The 19,150-nt window shown below is 39.3% G+C and carries 14 protein-coding genes and 1 tRNA gene; 9 read left to right on the forward strand and 6 right to left on the reverse strand.

What is annotated here, in order from left to right; translation table 11 throughout:
- Positions 1-2: 2 nt before the first annotated feature.
- The 3 genes from plsY to ACZ5GY_RS02450 all read left to right on the forward strand — a co-directional run bounded on the left by plsY (position 3) and on the right by ACZ5GY_RS02450 (position 3,729).
- On the forward strand, positions 3-605 hold the full coding sequence (gene plsY, locus ACZ5GY_RS02440) for a glycerol-3-phosphate 1-O-acyltransferase PlsY (protein WP_464111962.1): 603 nt from the start codon (positions 3-5) through the stop codon (positions 603-605).
- A gap of 92 nt (positions 606-697) precedes the next feature.
- On the forward strand, positions 698-1,180 hold the full coding sequence (locus tag ACZ5GY_RS02445) for a CtsR family transcriptional regulator (protein WP_213690306.1): 483 nt from the start codon (positions 698-700) through the stop codon (positions 1,178-1,180).
- Positions 1,181-1,209: 29 nt separating this feature from the next.
- Positions 1,210-3,729, forward strand: coding sequence for an ATP-dependent Clp protease ATP-binding subunit (locus ACZ5GY_RS02450; protein ID WP_464111963.1), 2,520 nt, complete (start codon positions 1,210-1,212; stop codon positions 3,727-3,729).
- 150 nt (positions 3,730-3,879) lie between these two features.
- On the opposite strand, the gene ACZ5GY_RS02455 is transcribed toward ACZ5GY_RS02450, so the two are convergent.
- The 5 genes from ACZ5GY_RS02455 to ACZ5GY_RS02475 are packed head-to-tail and all read right to left on the reverse strand — an operon-like array spanning position 3,880 to position 10,620.
- Entirely contained in the window at positions 3,880-4,512 is a 633-nt protein-coding gene (locus ACZ5GY_RS02455; RefSeq protein ID WP_213690304.1) for a hypothetical protein, read from the reverse strand.
- 22 nt (positions 4,513-4,534) lie between these two features.
- A complete protein-coding gene (locus ACZ5GY_RS02460; protein WP_464111964.1) occupies positions 4,535-7,636 on the reverse strand; it encodes a type I restriction endonuclease subunit R in 3,102 nt (1,033 codons plus the stop codon).
- Entirely contained in the window at positions 7,633-8,829 is a 1,197-nt protein-coding gene (locus ACZ5GY_RS02465; protein ID WP_464111965.1) for a restriction endonuclease subunit S, read from the reverse strand. The genes ACZ5GY_RS02460 and ACZ5GY_RS02465 overlap by 4 nt, the downstream gene beginning before the upstream one ends.
- Positions 8,826-10,394 carry a type I restriction-modification system subunit M gene (locus tag ACZ5GY_RS02470; RefSeq protein WP_464111966.1) on the reverse strand — a complete coding sequence of 523 codons (1,569 nt, stop codon included), beginning with the start codon at positions 10,392-10,394 and terminating at the stop codon, positions 8,826-8,828. Before ACZ5GY_RS02470 ends, ACZ5GY_RS02465 begins: the two co-directional genes overlap by 4 nt.
- A 4-nt stretch (positions 10,395-10,398) precedes the next feature.
- A complete protein-coding gene (locus ACZ5GY_RS02475) occupies positions 10,399-10,620 on the reverse strand; it encodes a helix-turn-helix domain-containing protein (protein WP_013810668.1) in 222 nt (73 codons plus the stop codon).
- A 658-nt stretch (positions 10,621-11,278) separates the two neighbouring features.
- Here ACZ5GY_RS02475 and ACZ5GY_RS02480 point away from each other — a divergent pair.
- From ACZ5GY_RS02480 to ACZ5GY_RS02500, 5 genes are all read left to right on the forward strand, one after another.
- Positions 11,279-13,573 carry a phage/plasmid primase, P4 family gene (locus tag ACZ5GY_RS02480; RefSeq protein ID WP_464112104.1) on the forward strand — a complete coding sequence of 765 codons (2,295 nt, stop codon included), beginning with the start codon at positions 11,279-11,281 and terminating at the stop codon, positions 13,571-13,573.
- A gap of 145 nt (positions 13,574-13,718) precedes the next feature.
- The gene (locus ACZ5GY_RS02485) at positions 13,719-14,564 is read left to right on the forward strand and encodes an SDH family Clp fold serine proteinase (RefSeq protein ID WP_213690300.1); all 846 of its coding nucleotides are present in this window, start codon (positions 13,719-13,721) and stop codon (positions 14,562-14,564) included.
- 15 nt (positions 14,565-14,579) lie between these two features.
- Positions 14,580-15,443 carry a peptidylprolyl isomerase gene (locus ACZ5GY_RS02490; RefSeq protein WP_213690299.1) on the forward strand — a complete coding sequence of 288 codons (864 nt, stop codon included), beginning with the start codon at positions 14,580-14,582 and terminating at the stop codon, positions 15,441-15,443.
- 12 nt (positions 15,444-15,455) lie between these two features.
- Entirely contained in the window at positions 15,456-15,902 is a 447-nt protein-coding gene (locus tag ACZ5GY_RS02495; RefSeq protein WP_213690298.1) for a hypothetical protein, read from the forward strand.
- A gap of 32 nt (positions 15,903-15,934) precedes the next feature.
- Positions 15,935-16,804, forward strand: a complete 870-nt coding sequence (locus tag ACZ5GY_RS02500; RefSeq protein WP_213690297.1) for a mechanosensitive ion channel family protein — start codon at positions 15,935-15,937, stop codon at positions 16,802-16,804.
- Here the strand turns inward: ACZ5GY_RS02500 and ACZ5GY_RS02505 are convergent.
- Complete coding sequence (locus ACZ5GY_RS02505) at positions 16,768-18,522, reverse strand: phosphodiester glycosidase family protein (RefSeq protein ID WP_213690296.1); 1,755 nt, start codon at positions 18,520-18,522, stop codon at positions 16,768-16,770. The two genes, ACZ5GY_RS02500 and ACZ5GY_RS02505, sit on opposite strands and share 37 nt — an antisense overlap.
- A gap of 182 nt (positions 18,523-18,704) precedes the next feature.
- Here ACZ5GY_RS02505 and ACZ5GY_RS02510 point away from each other — a divergent pair.
- A tRNA-Ala gene (locus ACZ5GY_RS02510) sits at positions 18,705-18,780 on the forward strand.
- Positions 18,781-19,150 lie beyond the last annotated feature (370 nt).

A 19,150-nucleotide genomic window follows, 5' to 3' on the forward strand; every position in this document is an offset into this window, starting at 1 on the left:
AAATGTCTGGCTGGATATGGATTCTCGTAGGGTATTTGGCAGGTTCGTTCCCTACTGGGTATGTTATCGTAAAACTTTTGCGTAACGAAGATATTCGAAATTTTGGTTCAGGGAATATTGGTGCGACTAATGTCGGGCGTCGAATGGGTAAAAAGTGGGCTGTAGCCGTAACGTTGATTGACATGATAAAGGGTGGCGTTGTTTTGATTCTTGCAAGAGTAATGAATGTAGAAAGCCCCCCCCTTATTGCAGCAATTGCCTTCGCCAGCGTTTGTGGTCACAATTTCCCCTTATGGCTCGGTTTTAAGGGGGGAAAAGGAGTGGCAACAACTTTTGGAGTTGTCTTTTTTATGATTCCTCCCTATAGCTCATACGCTGCACTCACTGCTGGAATAATCTGGTATGGAGTAATGAAAGTGTCACGATATGTGTCATTGGCATCCCTTATATCGTTGTTTAGCCTCCCTGTTTTTTTCTTAATTTTGAAACTCAAACCTTCCTACGTGTTGGCTGTTCTCTTCATGGCCTTATTAGCATCATTTCGCCATCGAGAAAATATAAAACGAATGCAACACGGAGAAGAGTCGAGAATTGGCGAAAAGTGATCACTTTTGTACAGAGGATGCCTATCTTGACTAATGTTGACCATCCCTCTACAATAAGAATACCCAACGATTTGGTGTAGGAGGTTTCAGCTATGCCTAGCCTAACTGAGATTATTGAAGATTACATTAATAAACTTTTTGAAGATGAAGTAGAGGAAGACGCAGTTTCTCTACGACGTAAGGATCTTGCAGAGATTTTTGGCTGCGTTCCTAGTCAGATTAATTATGTTTTAAGAAGTCGTTTTACTCCAGAAAGAGGTTACATTGTAGAGAGCCAACGTGGTGGACACGGATATATTCGTATTGTACGTATTTGTTACGATATGCCGGAAGAAAAGGTTAATCATATTGATGAAATAGTTGGAAATGCTATCAGTGAGCAAGATGCTAAGAGATTATTAGCAGCTTTACAAGAGAGAGAACTTCTTTCTTCCAGAGAACGTCTTTTAATAGAAATTGCTATGCGTTTTGTTGATGAGCTGGCCACGTCTGATTTTGATGTTTCACCATATAAACGTAACGCTTTGCAAGCAGAGGTGTTGAGAAGAATGCTTCGAGGTCTTGCTCTTGCTTAAAGGAGTACCATTTGAAAGGATGAAAAGCTATGTGGCAATTTTTTACAGAACGAGGTAAAAAAGTAGTTCAGCTTGCTCACAGAGAAGCTCTTCGTATGGGGCATGATGTGATTGGCACAGAACATATACTTCTGGGGCTTTTAGTAGAGGGCGAAGGAGTTGCAGCTCAAGTATTAAATTCATTAGGTGTCAATTTTTTAGAAGTGCGCCGTCAGATAGAAGAACTTGTAGGCAAAGGACAACCTATTTTGAAACCTATTGATCTTCCCTTGAGTCCTAGGGCTAAAAGGGTGCTTGATCTCGCTATTAAAGAAGCTAGAAATATGGGGGTTAACTATGTAGGAACAGAGCATGTTCTTCTTGGTCTCTTGGCAGAAGGAGAAGGTGTTGCTGCACAGATTCTTTTATCTTTGGGAATCGATATGACGGTAATACAGCGAGAAATAGGACGTTTTATCAGCAATAACGAGGCGGATGGAATGCCCCAAACCGAAATGCTGGGAGACGGTCAGAATCGAATGAACAGCAAAACGCCGACCCTTGATCAGCTAGGCGTTGATTTGTCTGAAAAAAGCAAGAAAGATGAATTAGATCCGGTAATAGGCAGAGATAAAGAAATTCAGAGAGTTATTCAAATTCTTGCGAGACGCACAAAGAACAATCCTATTCTTCTTGGCGATCCAGGAGTAGGAAAAACAGCTATTGTTGAAGGACTCGCGCAAAAGATAAACGATGGTAATATCGCAGAAATTTTGCGAGGGAAAAAAATAGTTCAGCTGAATATGGGTAATCTCGTTGCAGGCACGAAGTATAGAGGTGAATTCGAAGAGCGAATGAGGAAGCTTTTGAAGGAACTTCGAGAGGCTGGAGATATTATCATCTTTATTGACGAGATTCACACAATAATTGGAGCTGGTGGAGCTGAAGGGGCTGTTGATGCGGCTAATATTCTTAAGCCGAGTTTGTCTCGAGGAGAATTTCAAGTTATAGGCGCAACAACTCTTGAAGAGTATAGAAAATATATAGAAAAGGATGCGGCCCTTGAACGCCGTTTCCAGCCTGTTTTTGTTGATGAACCTTCTATCGATGATACGGTGCATATTCTTGAGGGGCTTCGAGATCGATACGAATCTCACCATAGAGTAAATATTGCTGACGATGCACTTGTAGCAGCGGCTCGACTTTCATCCCGCTACATTACGGATCGTTTTCTTCCCGACAAGGCGATTGATCTTATCGATGAAGCAGCGGCTCGTGCCCGGCTTAAAACTATGGAAATTCCTGCAGAGTTGAAAGATATAGAATATCATCTTGAAGAAGTTCGTAAGGAAAAAGAGGCGGCAGTAACATCACAGGAATTTGAAAAGGCAGCACGTTTACGTGATACCGAGCGTCAGATATCTGAAGAACTTGAAATGAATAAGAAAAACTGGCAATCAAGAAGACACCAAGAAAAGCCTCTTGTTGGTTTTGATGATATCGCGACGATTGTAAGCGAATGGACAAATATTCCTGTGGCGCAATTGACAGAGGAAGAATCTCATCGATTACTTCGAATGGAAGAGGAAATTCATCGCCAGCTTATTGGGCAGGATGAGGCTGTTAATGCTGTTTCAAGAGCTATACGACGTGCAAGAAGTGGAATGAAAGATCCTCGACGTCCTGTAGGAAGTTTTCTTTTCCTTGGTCCCACTGGTGTCGGAAAGACGGAGTTAGCCAGAAGATTGGCCGAGTTTCTTTTTGGAAGTGAAGAAGCCATGATTCGCTTGGACATGAGTGAATTTATGGAACGCCATGAGGTTGGTAAACTTATAGGAGCTCCTCCTGGCTATGTGGGCTACGATGAAGGTGGAAAACTAACAGAAGCGATAAGGCGTCGTCCATACTCAGTTGTCCTTTTCGACGAAATAGAAAAAGCTCATGAAGACATTTTTAATACCTTACTTCAGATTCTTGAAGATGGGCGACTTACAGATGGTCAGGGACATACAGTAGATTTCAGAAATGCTGTCATTATTATGACAAGTAATGTTGGAGCTAAGGAACTAGCAAAAGGTACGTCTCTGGGCTTTTCTGTAACTGAAGAGACAGACGGCTATTTTGATTGGAGCAAAACAAAATCATATATTTTAGATGCTGTTCAGAAAACATTTAGACCAGAATTTATAAATCGTATTGATGAAATGGTTGTCTTCAGACCTTTGAACAAAAAAGAAATGTTGTCTATAGTCGATATTATGTTAAATGAGATTAAAAAGAGACTGTTAGTCCACGATATCGATATCAATGTAAGTGAAGAGGCGAAGGGGTTTATTCTTGAAAAGGGTTACAACCCTAAGTTTGGAGCCAGACCTTTGCGCCGTAAAATACAACAGCTTATTGAGGACCGATTAGCTGATCTTCTTCTTGAAGGAAAAGTTAAACGGGGGAGTCAGGTTTTTATCGGTTTGAGTAACGGAGAGATTACGGTCAAAAGTAGAAAGACTCCCAAAAAACAAAAGAAAGAAAAAAAGGCGGCAGTAAGAAGCGTTCACTTAGGGATTGAATAAAAACTTAAGTGAACAGCTTCAAGCGGGACAAAAAGAGACCAGTCACAATCTGGCATGAATGCTTGATTGTGACTGGTCTTTTGCTTCAAATCGTTAGGATAAAATTTTATTAATGCAGCCTTGGATTTAATACAATATGTCCAATTTGCTTTATTCTGTAATCTTGGATGCATGAGTATCGCCAATTTTGGTAGATGGTATAAGTTTTTTGATTTCTTTTACCTCTTTCAAAAGATTGTCCACACTGCCTTTCAACTCATCTATCTCTGAAATATAGATTAGCATAGTAGCATATTGAGAAAAATCTATTGTTGTTTGCTCTTTATATTTTTTGCGGTACTTGCCAAGCTTTTTGTATTTGTAATCTATTGTCAATTTTTTGATATTATAATCCTTAATAATTGTTCCAGTAATAACGTCCAATGAAAAAACATAAAAGCGCTTTGAGAAAATCTTAATTTCTGATTTTTCAAGGCTAGCAACACGCTCCTGAGTTTTTTGAGGTAGTTGTTTTACAAATTCTTCACTTAGTTTTATTGAAGAAACCTCAAGAGGGCATTCCCCAACATTTCTTATGACCAGGCAAGCAAGTGAAGATCTGACCAGTTCGAAAGAAACTTGAAGGTAAGGCCGTTCTTTGTTTTTACGTTCAATTAGAAGAAATAGTATCGTAATCCAAGCAGCAACAACTGAAAATATTTGAATAATTGTATCCCACTGAGGAAAGGCCATTTGTTTTTCTAATGCTTCAGCTACTCTTAATATCAACTCATTTGTATCCATTATCCACCTCTCAATATCATTATTACACCAACCCTAAATACTTCTCAAAGAATAACATTAGTTTTTCGATAATTCCTTGCTTTTTCGCGGCTCTGCCTCCGCCAAAGCGAGATACAGGTGGCATAATTTTATCAATGGCTGTACCGGTTGTTTTAAGCATTCCATCTCGGAAAGCATTGTCGATGAATCGGCGGGTTTCTTCAGGCTTTAATCTTTCTTCTTCTATAATTGCTGTAATATCCGCTTCTTTACGCTCGTGGAGGAATTTGCGCCAATCCTCATCCACTTTGGTCGATACATTGACTTGCTCAATAAAACGCTCGATAAGTTCTTTCTTACTTCGAAGTTCAATACTCGAATTGATAGCCTTATCAATGGTCGTAAGAATGGTTTTATCCTTGCAGTTGGATTGTTGATATTTGGCTACAAGCATAAGGATGTAGTCAATATTTACCTCTATCTGTTTGACCAGTTCAATCTCGAAAACTATGTCATCATTGATAGTTTCTTTGTCACCATCAGCACCTTTTCTATATTCCTGATACAGGTCAATATAAATGCTCTGATAGTCCTGAAAATCCCTTTCAGATAAAATCTCGTTTCCTTCAAAGTCATCGAAGGAAGTAAGAATATTTCTGAGTCGAAGTATTGCTCCATATAGCCGTATAAAGTCTTTTTCAGCTTCTTCTCCTAGAATAGGTTGTCCAAGGGGATACTGTGTTGTAAGGGTTGCAATCAGTTCAGCATAGCCCGGCTTATACTCACCTTTGTCATCATAGCCGTTATAGTATTCTTCGTATGTTTTTAGCAGTACAATACCGCCAGCATCCTTATTGCCGAATAGTGCAATAGCTTTATCTGTTTCTTCTTTCAAATCTCTAAAGCAAACGATATTACCATAGGTCTTAACGCTGTTTAAGATGCGGTTAGTTCTTGAAAAAGCCTGAATAAGTCCATGTTGCCGCAGATTTTTATCTACCCATAGCGTATTCAAGGTTGTTGCATCAAAGCCTGTCAGGAACATATTAACAACAATCAATATATCGATCTCCCGATTCTTTACACGAAGAGAGAGGTCTTTATAATAATTTTGAAACTTATCCGAGGAAGTATCGTAATTCGTACTAAATGTGGAATTGTAATCTCGGATAGCCGCATCAAGAAAATCTCTAGAGCTCTGGTCGAGGTTTTCCATATTAAAATCCTCTTCAGGAAGCAGTCCATCTGGCTCTTCTTCATTTGCACTAAAACTGAAAATAGTTGCAATGGTAAGGTTACGGTTCTTTTCCGCTATCTGCTTCTTAAACTCATTATAGTATCTGATTGCCATTGGGATGGATGCAGCAGCAAATATGGAGTTGAAACCGGCAACTCGCCTTGTTTCACGCTTTTCTATCATCTTTTTAGGGTTGTGCTTATCTGCTTCTTCCCATTTCGCAGAGAATGTGTAATAACTATTGCGCTTCGTCTTTTGATCAAAGTGTTCAAGAACGTAAGAAACAATTTCACTGATTCGCTGTGGATCTGCTAAGGCTTTTTCTCTATCTATGCTATAGACTTTTTTATCATTAACGTAATCAGGCATCTTAATGGTATTGATAAAATCTATTCTAAAAGGCAGAACATTCCCATCATTGATGGCATCTACAATGGTATAAGTATGTAGCTTTTCTCCAAAAGCCTGCTCTGTTGTACGAAGCAGTGGGTTACCTCCTGAACTGGCATTGGCAGCAAAAATTGGGGTTCCCGTAAAGCCGAAGATATGATAGTTCTTAAAGCTCTTCGTAATAGCTTGATGCATTTCACCAAATTGGGAACGGTGACACTCATCAAAAATCAATACCACATGTTTCTTGTAAATATCATGCTGTTTGTTTTTACGTATAAATATATCCAACTTCTGAATAGTGGTTACAATGATTTTGTATTCATGAGGATTTCCTTTTTCATCCCTGTCCTCCAATTGTCTTTGAAGAACTCTTGTGGACGTATTACCGTTAGCTGCCCCCTTTTCAAAACGGTCATATTCCTTCATCGTCTGATAGTCTAGGTCTTTACGGTCAACAACAAACAGTACCTTGTCTATGTAAGGCAAGGCAGAAGCTAATTGGGCTGTCTTAAAACTGGTCAATGTCTTACCAGAGCCTGTTGTATGCCAAATATATCCTCCAGCTGCAGTTGTGCCCATCTTCTTGTAGTTGGTTGATACTACAATACGTGATAATATACGTTCTGCAGCAGCTATTTGATAAGGACGCATTACAAGAAGCAGATCTTCAGATGTAAAGATACAATATTTTGTTAGAATGTTTAAAAGGGTATGCTTGGCAAAAAATGTTTTAGTAAAGTCCACAAAGTCAGGAATAATTTTGTTATTTGCATCTGCCCAAAAGCTGGTAAACTCAAAGCTGTTGCTTGTTTTTTTGCTTCTTCGACGTTCACTGCTATTTTGCTCCTTGATATGAGCATTTCTTGTGGTGTTACTATAATACTTTGTATGAGTGCCATTGGAGATTACGAATATTTGTACATACTCAAATAAACCAGAAGATGCCCAAAAGCTGTCACGCTGGTATCTTTTTATCTGGTTGAAGGCTTCTCGGATAGCAACACCGCGCCTCTTTAACTCCACATGAACCAGTGGAAGTCCATTTACAAGGATTGTTACATCATATCGAGTTTCATGCTTGCCGCCTGCTTCTTCGTATTGATTAATAACCTGCAAGCGATTGTTATGGATATTCTTTTTATCCAAAAGGTATATGTTCTTTGTTGTTCCATCTTCACGTTTTAGAATCTGGATATGGTCATCCTGAATTTTTCTGGTCTTTTCAACAATTCCTTCATTTGTATTGGCAATACATTCTGTGAAAAATTTATCCCATTCACTATCAGTAAATGTAAAATCATTAAGCAGTTCAAGTTGCTTTCGGAGATTTTCTGTCAATGCAGCTTCATTGTGCACTGAAATATATTCATATCCTTGGGAAGTCAGTTGCCTAATAAACTCCCGCTCAAGTTCCGCCTCGCTTTGATACTTTTCAGGACGGACATTGTATTCAGCTGCGTATTCGGCAACAACTGTTGCTTCATCAGTACTTGCAACAATGTTGTATATACTCATGCCGTCACCTCCTTGAAAGATAAAAGTTTATCTCTGTAATATTCATATTGCTTTTGCCTAGCTTCGATTTCGGCAGGAATGCCGCTAGTTAAGTCGTTACACAAAGCGTCAAAACGATCAAGGATGCTAACGATGCATTCCTGCTCTTTTATAGGAGGGAGGGGAACTTTATATTTATCTGTTACAGGAATTGATATTTGTGGCATTTGCATATTATTAGCTATACGTTGAAAATAGTTCGCATTTTTTGAAAGATAATAGTATACAAATTTAATATTGACATTTTTATTTTCACTATAATATGACCAGAATTCATTTTTATGGCTAAATGGCTTATCATAATACTCAAATTCAATAATTCCACGTGACTTAACAATTATAGAAGGGTTTAAATTAATATCTTTTTTTGGGATATCTTTAAAATCAACATCCGCATAAGTTTTACCACCAGCAAATATTCGTACTTCACCATTCTCTTTATGTAATTGTCTCATTTTTTGTGCTGTTATATTTGTTCCCTTTGTACGTATTAAAAGATCACTTATAGCAAGTCTTGGCACATCATCACCAAACGTCAACAGAAAATCCCTATAATACTCATACTGTTTTCTTCTTGCTGTAAGCTCTGCTGTAAGCTCTGCTGTAAGCTCTGCTGTAAGCTCTGTAAAATTGTCCAGAATACGGACAATTTCCTGCTGAACAGGCAGTGGAGGGAGGGGAATTTTTAAATTTTCTAAACTGCCAGCCTTTATATATCCTTGACTCGATGCATTTTTTTTTGAGACTAATTTGCTTCTAACAATAGGAGAAGTGACATAGTAATAAAAATAAAATCTATCAACTTTTGTGCTATCTAGCCTAATTAAATACATATTTTGACCATAGAACTCTGTATTACTATCTACAAATGCCGCTTCACCAATAGTTCCTATCATTGTAATCAATAAATCATTCTCTTTAATTTTTCTATTAGATGTTATAGTTTCAAAATCACATTGTGAAATATATTTTACATCTGTGAAATCAATTGATCCATTCTTTATGTTTTTTGATGTAATATATGGTATACCTTCTGAAATAAAATTAGGTGTGGCTGGCATTAACCAAAAAGACTCTTCTTTAATATCTTTCATTGCTACATACTCAACCCCATCCGGGCAAAGTTCAGTAATTAACTCATCCAATCTACTCATTTGCCCACCTCAATTTCCGCAATAATCTTATCTATTTCTTCCCTTAAAATCTGCTCTCTCGCCACAATCTTTTCTATCTCAGCATTAAGAGCAACAATATCAATCTTTTCCCTTGTATCCTCCTGTTCCACATAAGTTGAAACAGACAGGTTATAATCCTTTTCAGCAATTTCGCTGTTTGGCACAAGCCTAGCAAAATGCTCAATATCTTTTCTATCTTTGAATGCGTTAAGAATGGTCTCAATATTTTCTTGTGTTAGTTTGTTGTTATTTGTAACCTTGACAAATTCCTTTGATGCATCGATAAATAAGGTACTATTTTCTGATTTAGACTTCTTCAGCACCATAATGCAGGTAGCAATGCTAGTACCATAGAACAAGTTATCCGGTAACTGAATGATACAGTCGATATAGTTATTATCAATCAGGTATTGTCTGATTTTCTTTTCAGCACCACCGCGGTACATTACACCGGGGAAACATACAATAGCCGCTGTTCCGTTTGTTGCAAGCCAAGAAAGACTATGCATAATAAAAGCAAGGTCTGCCTTGGATTTAGGAGCCAATACTCCCGCTGGAGAAAAACGGGGGTCATTTATCAAAATAGGATCATTGTCGCCCTTCCATTTAATGGAGTAAGGTGGATTTGATACAATGGCTTCAAAAGGCTCGTCATCCCAATGTTGCGGATCTGTTAGAGTGTCCCCAAGGGCAATATCAAATTTGTCATAATCAATATCGTGCAGGAACATATTAATTCTGCACAGGTTGTAGGTTGTAATGTTGATTTCTTGACCGAAGAAACCTTGACGTACATTTTCTTTTCCTAAGATTTTTGCAAACTTTAGCAGTAGAGAGCCAGAACCGCAGGCGGGGTCATATACCTTGTTGACTTCAGTTTTTCCTACTAATGTTAAGTGGGTAAGGAGTTCAGAAACCTCCTGCGGCGTATAGTATTCACCACCACTTTTTCCTGCATTGGATGCATACATACCCATTAAAAATTCATAAGCATCACCGAATGCATCTATGGTATTGTCTTTGTAATCTCCCAGCTTCATTTCTCCAACAGAATTCATTAGCTTAACCAGCTTTTCATTACGCTTTACTACAGTGTTACCCAGCTTATTGCTGTTAACATCAATATCGTCAAACAGACCTTTGAAATTGTCTTCACTCTCTGTTCCTTGCGCAGATGCTTCTATATTACTGAAAATCTGTTCCAGTGTTTCATTTAAGTTTTCATCGTCCTTTGCACGAGTCCGGACATTTTCAAAAAGCTCGCTGGGTAAAATAAAGAAGCCTTTTGTCTTAACTAAATCCTCTCGTGCCTGTTCTGCTTCTTCGTCGGATAGCTTGGCATAATCAAATTCCGTATTGCCAGCTTCCCATTCTCCGGCGTTAATATAGGCGGTAATATTTTCAGATATGTAGCGGTAAAACAGCATACCTAGAACATATTGCTTAAAGTCCCATCCATCTACACTGCCTCTTATATCATTTGCCATATTCCGTATCGTGCGGTGTAATTCCGCCCGTTCCTGTTCTTTTCTGTTGTTTTCCATAACTCTACTCCCTTTCTTCAACCATATTAGGCACTAATTCCATGATATCTTTAAAATCAACGCCAAGTGCCGTACAAACCTTTACAAGAACATCCATACTGACATATTCGTTTTTAGAAAGCTTTGAAATTGACGATGGACTTATTCCCGCAGCAGCTTGCAAATCTTTCTTCTTCATATCGCGGTCTATCAACAATTTCCAAAGCTTTTTATAGCTAACGGTCATCTTGGTCACCTCTTTATATATGTTTTTTCCATTATAGCACATTTCCTTCAAAAACAACATGATTATTCTGTGTTTGTGAAGTAATTTTACAATGTTAACAAAGATAATGATAGTTGTGTATGCCTTTCATTTTTCTCTTTTATTCAAATAAATACTTTTAGACAAAAAAGTCTTTAAGTCTATTTGTAAAACCAAAGGCAAAGTTATAACATTCAGCCTTCTTAAATTTAATGCCACTTTCGCTCAAATTTGAGCAAAAGCATATGCATTACAGCCGTCTTTTCTGGAAAACAGACAGGCTGTTTTTTTATTTTAAGGGGTTCGAATCAATAGAATTCTTCGCTTATGAATGAGGATGGAAAATATTTTTCTAAAATCCTCAACTAATGTGTTCTACCAAGGCTATAAGGTGAGAAGAAAAATAATCCCCCAATAAAAGCATAGTTTTTCTCTCACTGATCCTTGACAACTGAATACCCCGAAATGCAAGAGATACTTCAAGCAGAATATGCCATGACGATAATTCCGAGCGTATTCCTTGAAAGATAACGAGGTTGTGTCAAACAAGGCAAACCCTCTGGAACAGTAGCGTTTCGGGTCATTTATAAAAGGCAAGGAGGTGAAATAACTGAAAACACAATATGATAACTTGCCGCAGATGCTTAAAGATAAGCCACAGTTTTGCTGTTGGAAATATGAAGAGCGAAGTGGTAAAAAGACCAAAGTTCCCTATAACCCAGTAACGAGAAAAAGGGCAAAACCAAATCAACGTGGTACATTCAAAGATTTTAGTTCGGCGGTAGCTGCTATAAGTGATTATGATGGTATCGGATTTTTGGTGGGTAATGACATATGTGTTATCGACTTAGATGATTGCTTTGATAGTGGTGGTAAGCTTAAGCCTGTTACCCAAATTGTTGTAGAGGCTTTTAGTGGTTGTTATATGGAACACAGTCCATCTGAAAAAGGGCTTCATATTTTCTTTAAGGCCACAGGCTTTAACTTTGACAAAACAAAATACTATATCAGCAACAGAAAGCTGGGAGTTGAGGTCTATGTGGGCGGAGCAACAAATCGTTTTGTTACCGTAACAGGCAATGTATATGCAGATGGTGATATAGCGGAGAAATCGAATGAACTACAGATGATACTAGACAAGTATATGCTACGTCCTACCACTGTGAAGCAACTTCTGGATACAGAAAGTCAATCATATCTGTCTGACAAGTCTGTTATTGAGAAGGCTTTAAAATCGGCAAATGGAGAAAGGTTCAAAGCATTATGGCAAGGGGATACATCAGGCTATGCTTCTGCCAGTGAAGCTGATTTGGCACTTTGCGGTATGCTGGCATTTTGGTGTGGCAGGGATATTGGACAGATGGACAGACTATTCCGGCAGAGCGGCCTAATGCGGGATAAATGGAATAGACCACAGTCTGGCAGTACTTATGGAATAATAACCATAGAAAAAGCAATCGCAAATGCTACTGAGATATACAAACCGGGTGGTATACATTCATCAGCTACAGAGGATTTTGGTGAATGTTCTCTTACTGGCTTTAAGCCTGAGAGTAACGATCGCTACCCTTGGACGGATATTGGGGCAAGCAGGCTGTTTGCTGATTATTATAAGTCTTTTGCCCGCTTTGTTCCCGAAAGGAAGATGTGGTTTTGCTATGCGAATGGCATTTGGATTCCTGATGTCGGTAATCTCAAAGTGATGGAAATGTGTAAATCATTGGCTAACCAACTGCTAACCTATGCTTTGACTATTCAGGATGAACATCAAAGAAAGGCATACATTGACTATTGCCGAAAGTGGCAGTCAAGAAGATACCGAGAAACGGTACTTAAAGATGCACAGAGCGTATATCCCATATCAATGGCTGAATTTGACCAAGACCCGCTTATGCTCAACTGTGCCAATGGAACCTTGTTTTTAATATCCATGGGTTTTCGTCCCCACAACAGCGAGGACAGACTTACAAAGATATCTGGCGTTAAATATGACCCAGAAGCAAAAAGTGAGCGATGGGATAGATTTATTCATGAGATTATGAGCGGAGATGAGGAAAAGGCAAAATTCCTCCAAAAAGCCTTTGGCTACAGTATCAGCGGAGACACTCGGTATGAATGCCTGTTTGTTCTCTATGGTGCTACAACTCGAAATGGTAAAGGTACGCTATGTGAGAGCGTTCTTAAGGTATTAGGCAGTTATGGCTGTACCGCAAGGCCGGAGACTATCAGTCTGAAAAAGAACAATAACAGTTCAAGTCCAAGTGAAGATATTGCCCGGCTTGCAGGAGTACGCTTTGTGAATATCTCCGAACCTAGCAGAGGACTTGTCCTAAATGCTGCACAGGTAAAAAGCATGACAGGTGGTGACACCATCAATGCAAGGTTTCTACATGAGAATTCTTTTGACTTTTCACCAAAGTTTAAGCTGTATATCAACACCAATTATCTGCCCGTTATTACGGATATGACACTGTTTTCCAGTGGCAGAGTGGTGATTATCCCTTTTGAACGACACTTCGATGAAAACGAGCAGGATAAAAACTTAAAACGCGAATTCGCCAAACCGAAGAATCAGAGTGCTATCCTCAACTGGCTAATTGAAGGCTATCAGCTGTTAAAGAAGGAGGGCTTGACTTTACCTGATTCCGTTAAGACAGCAACGGAGGCTTATAAGCGTGACAGCGATAAAATAGCATTATTTTTCGAGGATGCCTTGGAGGAAAGTCCTAACAGTGAGGTGCGGACATCCGAAGTGTATGCCCGGTATCAGCGTTGGTGCAGTGCCAATGGATGTTATTCGGAGAATGCAAGAAACTTCAAACAAGCCTTAACAGCTATCGCTCGTGTAGAACGGAAACGACCACGTTCTGGTGGTGGAATGACCACAATGCTTATCGGATATAAGCTGACTGAAGAAGAATTTTTTCTTATTTAAACACAGTGTAGCAGCTTGTAGCAAGAAAAACAGCTTATATAAAAAATCGCTCTCGTAAAGCCGCCTTTTTTTATGATGACAGAGAGAGTTCTGCCATGTACAATAAAAGGCACTATCCCCCTGAATTTAATGAAGGAGGTGCCTCATGGAAGGATCTAATATATGGTTTCTATTCTTTGTCTTCTTTTTCATCTATCCCCAACTCAAGCAGCAATTGTTACATTGGAGAAGAATTACGGCACTTAGAACGTGCGAAAAACGTCGTAAAAGTAGAATCATTACGCTTATTCATCGACAAGAGAGCATCGGTTTTTTTGGAATGTTTTCTCGGAACTTCATAAACATAGAGGATTCTGAAGAAGTGCTTCGAGCCATTCGTCTTACTTCAGAGGGGACACCCATAGATCTCATTATTCATACTCCGGGAGGTTTATTGCTTGCTGCAGAACAAATAGCTTATGCATTGAACAAACATCCGGCAAAAGTTACAGTTGTTGTTCCTCACTATGCAATGTCTGGGGGAACTCTCATTGCTCTTGCAGCTGATGAAATTCTTATGGATAAACATGCAGTACTCGGCCCGGTGGATCCTCAAATAGGGCAATATCCCGCAGCTTCTATATTAAGAGCTGTTGAAGAGAAACCAGTCTCTGAAATTGATGATACAACTCTAATACTTGCTGACGTGAGCAGGAAAGCCGTGAAACAAACACGTTCTTTTGTATATAACCTTTTAAAAGATAAAATGGGAGAAGAAAAGGCAATAGAACTGGCTACAGTATTAACTGAAGGTCGATGGACACACGATTACCCTATAACTGCGGAAGAAGCGGTGTCTCTAGGATTGCCGGTGAATACAGATCTTTCTTCTCAAATTTGTAATATTATGAAGCTGTATCCTCAATCAGGGCTAGGACGTCCTTCTGTTCAGTATGTTCCTATTCCTTATCCTTCAGCTCCAGATGGTAATCATTCAGACGCAAGGCGGTAAAGGAGGCACTTTGTAATGCCCACAAGTATTAAAAAAGTTATTATTCCTATTCTTTGTTGCATTGTAACAGCTATAACTTTTCCATCAGTGATTGAAGCCAAAGAGTTTAAAGAACCAGTTCGTGTTGGAATTGAAACAGTTAGCAATGATGACATTCTCTTTCTGATACAAGAGCACACAGGAGTTGACAGAGCTTTAGCTGCATTGATAGTTCAGCGGATGAGCAATGATGAACAAAATGAGCTTCTTGATGGCGTTACGAATATGCTGCTTTTAGCGCGAGGAGCCCAACTTAAAGGGTTACAGTTCAACGCTGATGTCGCAGCTCGTCTAAGATGGACACGTTTAAACGTATTAGCAGATGCATACGTTGAATCTCTTTCTAAAAATTGGGATCTTAGCGAGAAAACGTCCAAACTTTTTTATAAAAACCACTCGGAATTATACACGCAAGAAAAACAATACCATATTCGCCATATACTTGTCGGAAATATGGCTGAAGCTCACTCTGTCTTGCTTCGTCTTTTAACAGGAATTCCCTTCGAAAAACTTGCCACTCAGCTTAGCTTGGATTTTTCTACGGCGCGTGATGGCGGTGATATGGGATGGATTAAAGAAAGCGAACTTCCTGAAGTCTTTAATGTTGTTAAGAGGATGAAAGTAACGGATTTTAGTGAGCCGATAAAAGCGGAGTACGGATTTCACATCATTCAATTGCTTGAGGAAAAAGGCGGAGCTCTTTTGCCATATGAGCAAGTCAAGGAACAAGTTCAAAAAGACCTAGAGGCAGAATATATCAATGAAGAATTGCTTAACCTTAAAAAAGGGGTAGAAATATCAAACGAGAGTGAAGCTCTTGATGAAATACGTATTCCTTAACGGGGGTAAGTTATGAAAACACAAAATTTAGAGTCTTCTTTTGCTCTTCCTAAATGGCTGAGGATTATGGCATCAGCCGTTGGTTTCATAATTTTAGCGCTGGGGCTGGGTAAGCTCTTTTCTCATTCTATTGCTGAGTTGAAGCTGATGTTTCCCTATATTTTAGTGGGAGTTGTATGTTTTTCTATAGGAGGCATTTCTACCTCTATGTCTCTTTCTCCAGAGGGAGTTGTTCATGTTCGATCTGTTTGGGGAAAGAAAAAAGAAGAAACGTTGTCATGGGATGTTATTAATTCTGTAGTTTTACAGCGTAAGAAAAATATGTTTTATGCTCGTTTTTTTAAAGAGAACGGTAAGGGATGGCAGATCCCTTTTAAAATTAGTCAGCTAGAAGCTTTTAATTCATATATGAAGCGATACCATTCAGATATTAACATAGAAGATATAACAGATATGTAAGTTTTATTGTGCAGAAATAAGGAGAGAAAAAAATGGAAGGGATCAGGGCTGCATTTCCTTTTGCTCATCAGCTCATTGTTGCATTAGGTTTACTCATTGCTTGGATTATTGTTAGTAAGATTGTTCTTTTGGCCCTTTCCAGAAGTTTTGATCTTCTTCGAAAACGGATAGAAAAAAGTGAAAATAATGAAAGACGCCCATCTGCTTTACAACGGGTAGAGACATTGAAAGGTATTACATTAAATGTTGTGAAATGGGTTATTGCCATTGTATTTGTGCTGAGCATCATAGGTAGTTTCGGTGTGAATATTACTCCTATACTTACAGGAGTTGGATTAGCAGGTTTGGGAATCTCCATGGCTGCACAGAATATAATTCGTGATTTTTTAAACGGTATCTTTGTCGTATTAGAAGATCATTATGGTGTAGGGGATTGGATAGAAACGTCTATGGGGGGCGGAACAGTAGAAAAGTTAACCCTTCGAACCACTCACCTACGAGATATTGATGGAAATCTTATTATTATTCCCAATGGAAGCATTAATGGCATTACTAACTACACGAAAAACTGGTCTCGTGCGACCATAAAGTTGCGCGTGCCCTTCGATACAGATGTTCGTCAGGCTATGCACATTATGGAAGAGACAGCCAATAGCTTGCAGGAAGAGAACCCTTCTCTTTTTATAGGGCCTCCTACAGTACAGGGAATTCTCGATTTTCTCGATAGTTCTATATTATTGAGAACCCTCTTTGATACGACACCAGGTGACCAGTGGGTTTTATCGCGAGAATACCGCCTACGCGTGAAGGAAGCTTTCGATCGTTCTGGTATACGTATTGCTGTGCCACAATCGGAAGTATGGCTTCATTCCCCCTCTTCCGAACCAAAGAAAATGCCGTAAGGCAAAGGGCGTTCCTTCCCACCAGGAATGGAATTAATGATGTAGTCTTTCCATATAAGCTCTGAAGAGCCTCCTCCGTCAAGATTCAGAAGGGTAGAGATTCCCAGGTTATCTGCAAGTCGAGCTGCTTCCATGAGGGTTACCCCGTTGCTGTGCCATGGATCTCGGCCATCGATAACGACCCACCAAAGTTTCTTACCATTTGACCCTACAAGGGTGCGTGGATGTTTTTGATTACGAAGATTTACAGAAAAACCTTCATTTTTTGATTGTAACTCTCCATCTTTTAAAAGCATTGGTCCCCCTTGTAACGCAAACTTTGATTTTTGCATAACTGGGTCACGCCACTCAACTTCAACAGAGAGTGGATTCCCTTTTTCCAGTAAAGAGCGTACAACTTGTATTCCTGTTCCTCGAGCAGCTAAAAGAAGACTTCCTGAAGGAACTATTCGTTTAGCTTTAGATATTCCATTAAGCTCACTAACATGCCCGTTAGTTAATAAGAAGGCTTGGCTGTCTTGGGGCAGAGGACGAGCAAGAGGACCTGCTTCAGACGAAAAAAGGGCCAAGCTATTTTGTGGAGGCATTGTATTTAAAAGGGGTACTGGCGCGATCCAGTTTTCTTTTCGCAGCACTATTCGAAACTCTCCATTGCCGAAGAAAGCCTCTCCTTTATCTGACCACCCAATGGCAGAACGTGACGTATATGAGGGAGAAACAGGTTCCCCATCGATAAGTAAGGTCCCGATAGGTTTTTTACTAGCGAAAAAACCACCATTAATCCCTCCTTCTGCCTTTGCCTTCTTGGCTATATTACTTAATGAGGCTAGAGATCTTCCTTGAGAAGGTGCAGTTATGATAGATGGATAATATCCATCTATTGAGCATATAGCTGCCCAAAAAAGAGCGTTGCTCCCTTGCTCACTGTAGGGGACTACATTCCCAACAAATTCCGAAGGCATAGCAGAGAGGGTTTCCCATGCTTTTACGTAATTAGAATAAGGACCGACAAATACGGCAAAAGCACATTCAGTATTTGCTATAAAAGCAGGTAATCCCTGAAGAGATATTTTTTCTTGCAATAGAAGAGCTGAATTCTTATCAGGCGCTTCTTTTACAAAAATAGCCCATGAACGAGGAGGTGTCCCTATCTTTTCGCGATGTATGCGTAAAGACGTATATTTCCCGTGAAATATCTCATCCCAGACAATTGATTGACGACATTGCAACAACCAATCAACTAAACTTTTAAGATCGTCATCCGTTAAATTTCCTTTAGGTTCAGTCAAGAACTTTTGAGGAGCACTTGGTACACAAGTCTTGCCAAGAGATAGATATGAAACCATATATTCCGGAATCTCGTTATTTTCTTCAAAATTGAGTTTCCCCATAAGCGAAGCTTCATGAGACCACCCCATAGCCTTAAAAGCGAAATAAAGGGCTTCAATTCGTGTTGCTTCCAAATCAGGGTGAAAACGTTCTCCTGGATATATAATGCCGTATGACCGTGCTGTTTCTATGGCTGAAAAGGCGGGATGATTTTCAGGCACATCAGAGAATCTTTCTTCTCCTGTCCATCTGGGTATCGCTAAAGCATCAACAATAGCTTCCGCCATTATTCCACGAGTTATAGCTTCAGCCGGAATAGATCCCCAGAGATAAAAAAGGGCTAAAGTGGAAAAACAGCAAAGTGTTGTTGCTAATTTTTTTAAAGTCATGGAAAAGTTCTCCTCATGGTTATATTTAGGTATCTTTATATTTTCTCATTGCCAATATATAAGGACAATCATGCTTGAGACCCTTCTTAGACAGTGATTTTAGGTCCCCTTTTAAGAAAATAAAATTTTCAGAGGTTGACAGAACTGCTGTGGCTACTTATAATACTCACGTTTCGCGATGCGGGGCTATAGCTCAGCTGGGAGAGCGCTTGAATGGCATTCAAGAGGTCAGGGGTTCGAATCCCCTTAGCTCCACCATTAGAATGATAAAGCAGCTGATGGAATATTCCATCAGTTGCTTTTTTATGTTTTGTCTTAACAATATGATCTTAGAATAGCCTCCAAATTGAATCTATAGAGGTACTTTTCTTGAATCTAGCATACCATTTGCAGGGAAAATAAAGCAAAATGATTCCTGTCCCCCATGCCCCGTATGCTACAGCATATCCTGATGCAGAGATGATTTTGCCCATAACACTAAAAAGAGCAAGGTGGAGCATGTAATAGAACAAAGGCACTCTCCCAAAAATTACTAAAGGGTTTTTATCACTCATATGAGAAGCAAAATGGTTAAGCATTGCCAACATGAGAAATAAAATGCCGAGAGTTAAGAGGATAAAAGTTATGC

This window comes from Aminobacterium thunnarium, assembly GCF_055390565.1.